5 protein-coding genes are annotated in these 4,889 nt (G+C 73.0%); 2 read left to right on the top strand and 3 right to left on the bottom strand.

The genetic code is table 11. The annotated features are described in order from the left end of the window. Positions 1–62 precede the first annotated feature (62 nt). The 3 genes from V6U77_RS29570 to V6U77_RS29560 are packed head-to-tail and all read right to left on the bottom strand — an operon-like array spanning position 63 to position 2,301. Entirely contained in the window at positions 63–731 is a 669-nt protein-coding gene (locus tag V6U77_RS29570) for a lysoplasmalogenase (RefSeq protein ID WP_334610029.1), read from the bottom strand. After that, positions 728–1,579: a sterol desaturase family protein gene (locus V6U77_RS29565; RefSeq protein ID WP_334610028.1), complete on the bottom strand. Its 852-nt coding sequence runs from the start codon at positions 1,577–1,579 to the stop codon at positions 728–730. The genes V6U77_RS29570 and V6U77_RS29565 overlap by 4 nt, the downstream gene beginning before the upstream one ends. After that, complete coding sequence (locus V6U77_RS29560; protein ID WP_334610027.1) at positions 1,576–2,301, bottom strand: FadR/GntR family transcriptional regulator; 726 nt, start codon at positions 2,299–2,301, stop codon at positions 1,576–1,578. Before V6U77_RS29560 ends, V6U77_RS29565 begins: the two co-directional genes overlap by 4 nt. Before the next feature lie 98 nt (positions 2,302–2,399). Between V6U77_RS29560 and V6U77_RS29555 the strand changes: the two genes are divergently transcribed. Together V6U77_RS29555 and V6U77_RS29550 are read left to right on the top strand one after the other, a co-directional pair. Next, on the top strand, positions 2,400–2,951 hold the full coding sequence (locus V6U77_RS29555) for a PadR family transcriptional regulator (protein WP_334610026.1): 552 nt from the start codon (positions 2,400–2,402) through the stop codon (positions 2,949–2,951). Positions 2,952–2,976: 25 nt separating this feature from the next. Then, positions 2,977–4,698, top strand: a complete 1,722-nt coding sequence (locus tag V6U77_RS29550; RefSeq protein WP_334610025.1) for an acyl-CoA dehydrogenase family protein — start codon at positions 2,977–2,979, stop codon at positions 4,696–4,698. Positions 4,699–4,889 lie beyond the last annotated feature (191 nt).

Here is a 4,889-nt window from a genome sequence, read left to right as displayed (position 1 = left end):
CGGCGGGCGGCTCGCCGACGCCGCCCCCGGTCCATGCCGGGACCGGGGCGGCGTCGACCCGGCTAGCGTGCGGTGCCGGGCACGGGCCCCGGGGCGGGCGCGGGACTGTCGCCGCCGGCCGCGGGCCGGGTGCCCTCGGTGGCGGCGGCCACCCATCCGGTGGTGATGAGCAGCAGGGCCGCGATGTAGGTGGTCATCACCGCCAGGCTGTGCCCGGGGATCCGGGAGCCGGCGGCCTCCATCCCGATCAGCAGGTCGGAGATCAGGAACAGCCCTCCGCCCAGGGCGGCCCGCCGGGAGACGCCGGCCGCGGCGGCGGCCATCAGGCTGAGCGCGAGGCCGTAGCCGAGCACCGGCAGTCGCAGCGGGCCGAGGGAGTTCCACAGCACCAGGTTGGCCACCGCCCAGCAGGCGAGGTAGCTGGCGACCGCGACGAACGGCGGCCGCCGGTGCCGCAGGAACGCGGTCAGGAAGGCCACCTGCGTGCCGAGGAAGCACCCCATGCCGACGAGGAACGCCGTCTCGCCGGACACCAGCAGCGCGATGTCTCCGCCGGTCGCGAAGACCAGCCCGACGGCGACGGGGTCGACGCGCCGGCGCACCCGCAGCAGGTAGACCAGCAGCACCGGGGCGAGCAGGGGCTTGGCCAGCCACTGCAGGACGGTCGAGTCGGCCGCGACGCCGAGCAGTTCCACGGCGGCCACCACGGCGAACGGCCAGAGGCGCCTCATCGGGCCACCGCCGCCCGGGTGTGCCCGGTGGGCTGCCAGCCCGGTCGGCCCAGCACGTAGCCGAGGCGGTGCCGCCAGGAGGACGCGGCCCGGGCGTCGGCCCAGATGGCCCGGTACTCGTGGGTCGCCACCCGCAGCGGGTTGTACGTGTCGATGTTCTTGGTCAGGCCGTAGCGGACGGCGGCCCGCTCGGGCTCGAAGGTGCCGAACAGCCGGTCCCAGACGATCAGGATGCCGCCGTAGTTGCGGTCGAGGTACTCGGCGTTGGCGCCGTGGTGGACCCGGTGGTGCGAGGGCGTGTTGAAGATCCATTCGATGGGGCGGGGCAGCACGGTGACCCTCTCGGTGTGCAGGAAGAACTGGTACAGCAGGCTGATCGACTGCTGCAGGAAGATCATCCATGGCGGGATGCCGAGCAGCGCCAGGCCCAGCCAGAAGGGGATGGACGTCATGGGGGTCCAGCTCTGCCGCAGGGCCGTGGAGAGGTTGAAGAAGACGCTGGAGTGGTGCACCACGTGCCCGGCCCAGAGCAGCCGCACCTCGTGGTGGGAGCGGTGGAACCAGTAGTAGGCGAGGTCGTCGGCGAAGAACAGCAGCACCCACGTCCACACGCTGGTGGGGGAGAGCTGGATCGGCGTGACGGTGTACGCGGCGGCGTAGAGGCCGATCGTCGCCAGCTTCCACGGCACGCCGATGACCTGGCTGCCGGCGCCCATGGTCAGGCTGGTGGCGGTGTCGCGCAGCTCGTAGCCGCGTTCGTCGTCGTCGGGCGCGAACCGGTAGGACAGCGCCTCGACGACGATGAGCAGCAGGAACGCCGGTACGGCGTAGAGCACGGCGGGGATCATGCCCGGGCTTCCCTTCTCGGTGCTGCGTCGGGGGTGGTGAGGGGGGCGGTGAGCAGGGCCCGTGCCTCGCGGGCGGCGTCGGTGGCCCGGCCGGTCACGACGGCGTCGACGAGCCGGCGGTGCCCCGCGACGTCGAGCAGTTCCGCGGCGCGCCGCTCCGGGGGCACCTCGCCGACGGCGAGCGCGCCGGCCACGAGGCTGTTGAAGGCCAGCAGGTAGGCGGTGTTGCCGGAGCCGGCCACGATGTGCCGCCAGAGCACGATGGTGGCCTCGCCCATCGCGTCCAGGTCGGGTGCCAGGTCCGCGTACTCCTCGATGGCCCGCAGGACCGCGGCCCGCACCGCCGGGTCGGCGCGCTCGGCGCAGAGCCGGGCCGCGTCGACGCCGATGCAGGCCCGCATCTCCAGCATGTCGCGGACCAGGGTGTCCACCGGGAGCGTGTCGTGGAAGCGGGTGAGCGACAGGGCGAGGTCGAGCCCGGCGTGCACCCGCCAGTCCAGCACCCGGGTGGCGCCGCCCTGGCTGACCCGCACCAGGCCGAGCTGCTGCAGGCGACGCAGGGCCTCCCGTACGGCGTGCCGGTTGACCCCGAAGGTGGCGGCCAGCTCCCGCTCGCCGGGCAGCGCCTCGTCCGGGCGGTAGACGCCGCTGACCACGGCGTCGCGGATCTGGCCGAAGACGTGGTCGGAGACCGAGGAGCGGGGGACGGGAGCGAACGCCATGCCGAGGAGTGTGGCGCAGCGCACATCAACCCGTCAACTGGTTGGACCACTCAGATCCGAGCTTGCTATGCAACGAGTTGCATAGCAGGATGGCGGGCATGGCGCTGGAACACGCGATCCTGGTGTCCCTGCTCGAACGGCCGGGCTCCGGCTACGAGCTGGCCCGGCGCTTCGAGCGCTCCATCGGCCGCTTCTGGACCGCCACCCATCAGCAGATCTACCGCGTGCTGAAGCGGATGGAGGCCGACGGCTGGGTCACCGCCGAGGAGATCGGCCAGGAGGGCCGCCCGGACAAGCGGTCCTTCTCGGTGGCGCCGGCCGGCCGGTCGGCGCTGGTGGGCTGGCTGCGCGCGCCCGTGCAACCCGAGGCGGTCCGGCACGAGCTGGCCGTCAAGATCCGCGGGGCCGCCTTCGACGACGCCGCCGGCCGCGCCGCGCTCGTCGCCGAGGTCGAGCGCTACCGCGCCACCCACGAGGAGACGCTCGCCCGCTACCTCACCGGCGAGCGGCGCGACTTCCCCGACCCCGCCGCTTCCGACGCCGGAGCGGTGCTCCAGCACGTCGTGCTGCGCGGCGGCATCGCGTACGAGCGGATGGTGCTCGCCTGGCTCGACGACGTGCTGGCCACCCTGCGCACCCTCGACCACTGACCCACCCACCGAAGGGAGTCCCGCCGTGGCGGACTCGCTCCTGTTCAACCCGCACACCTACGACCCCGCCCACCTCGACGACACCTCCCGCCGGCTGCTGCGGGCCACCATCGACTGGTTCGAGGGCCGGGGCAGGAAGGCGCTGCTCGACTCCTACAACCGGCACGAGTGGTACGCCGACTTCCTGGACTTCGCCGCGAGGGAGGGGCTCTTCGCCGCCTTCTGCACGCCGGCCGCCGACGGGGCAGGGGACCCGGCCAAGCGCTGGGACACCGCCCGCAACGCCGCGCTCAGCGAGATCCTCGGCTTCTACGGCCTCGGCTACTGGTACGCCTGGCAGGTCACCGTGCTCGGTCTCGGCCCGGTCTGGCAGAGCGACAACGCCGCCGCGCGGGCCCGCGCGGCGAAGCTGCTCGCCGACGGCCACGTGATGGCGTTCGGCCTCTCCGAGCGCGCCCACGGCGCGGACATCTACTCCACCGACATGGTCCTCACCCCCGACGGCGACGGCGGGTTCCGCGCGAGCGGCGCCAAGTACTACATCGGCAACGGCAACGTCGCCGGGCTCGTCTCAATCTTCGGCCGCCGCGCCGACGTCGAGGGCCCGGACGGCTACGTCTTCTTCGCCGCCGACAGCCGCCATCCCGCCTATCATCTCGTCCGCAACGTGGTGAATGCGCAGATGTACGTCAGCGAGTTCCGGCTGGCGGACTATCCGGTGTGCCCCGAGGACGTGCTGCACACCGGGCGGGCCGCGTTCGACGCCGCGCTCAACACCGTCAACGTGGGCAAGTTCAACCTCTGCACCGCCTCGATCGGCATCTGCGAGCACGCCATGTACGAGGCCGTGACCCACGCCCACAACCGGGTGCTCTACGGCCGGCGGGTCACCGACTTCCCGCACGTGCGCCGCGAGCTGACCGACGCGTACGCCCGCCTGGTGGCGATGAAGCTGTTCAGCGACCGCGCCGTCGACTACTTCCGCTCGGCGGGCCCGGACGACCGTCGCTACCTGCTGTTCAACCCGATGACGAAGATGAAGGTCACCACCGAGGGGGAGCGGGTGATCGACCTGCTCTGGGACGTCATCGCCGCCAAGGGCTTCGAGGCGGACACCTACTTCGACAAGGCCGCCAAGGACATCCGTGGGCTGCCCAAGCTCGAGGGGACGGTGCACGTCAACCTCACGTTGATCATGAAGTTCATGGCCAACTACCTGTTCCACCCGGCCGAACACCCGCCGGTGCCGAGGCGGCAGGACGCCGCCGACGACGAGTTCCTCTTCCGGCAGGGCCCGGCCCGGGGCCTCGGCGCGATCCGGTTCCACGACTGGCGCGCCGCCTACGACGCCCACGCCGAGGTGCCCAACGTCGCCCGCTTCCGCGAGCAGGCCGACGGCTTCTGCGCGCTGCTGGCCGCCCACGCCCCGAGCGAGGAGCAGCAGCGCGACCTCGACTTCCTGCTCGCCCTGGGCCAGCTCTTCGCGCTGATCGTCTACGGTCACCTGATCCTGGAGCAGGCCGAGCTGACCGGCCTGGACCGCGACGTGCTCGACGAGATCTTCGACGTGCTGGTCCGCGACTTCTCCGCGTACGCCACCGAGCTGCACGGCCGGGCGGCGACCACCGGGGAACAGGCCGCCTGGGCGTTGGCGCACGTCCGCCGGCCCGTGGCGGACCCGGGGCGCACGGCGCGGATGTGGGCGCGGGTGGCGGCGCTCAGCGGCGCGTACGAGATGCGCCCATGACCGGCGCGGGCCGCGCCGGCCGCCGCCCGAACCGGCGCGGGGACGGCCGGCTGGCGGCCGGGTCAGCCGGCGGCCACCACCTGGTTCGCCGGCTGCGGCGCCGGCGCCTCGGTCGGGGCCCGCCCGTCGTCGCCGGGAGCGGGTGGCGCCCCGTCGTCGGTGGCGTCCCGGGCCGGGTCCGCGGGGCGGTC

The organism is Micromonospora sp. CPCC 205546, assembly GCF_036902715.1.
GTDB lineage: Bacteria > Actinomycetota > Actinomycetes > Mycobacteriales > Micromonosporaceae > Micromonospora.
This window is presented reverse-complemented; position numbering and strand designations above follow the sequence as displayed.

Bases quoted from the DNA above. Each gene is read 5' to 3' on its own strand.
- V6U77_RS29570 (WP_334610029.1), bottom strand. From the start codon at position 731: ATGAGGCGCCTCTGGCCGTTCGCCGTGGTGGCCGCCGTGGAACTGCTC.
- V6U77_RS29565 (WP_334610028.1), bottom strand. From the start codon at position 1,579: ATGATCCCCGCCGTGCTCTACGCCGTACCGGCGTTCCTGCTGCTCATC.
- V6U77_RS29560 (WP_334610027.1), bottom strand. From the start codon at position 2,301: ATGGCGTTCGCTCCCGTCCCCCGCTCCTCGGTCTCCGACCACGTCTTC.
- V6U77_RS29555 (WP_334610026.1), top strand. From the start codon at position 2,400: ATGGCGCTGGAACACGCGATCCTGGTGTCCCTGCTCGAACGGCCGGGC.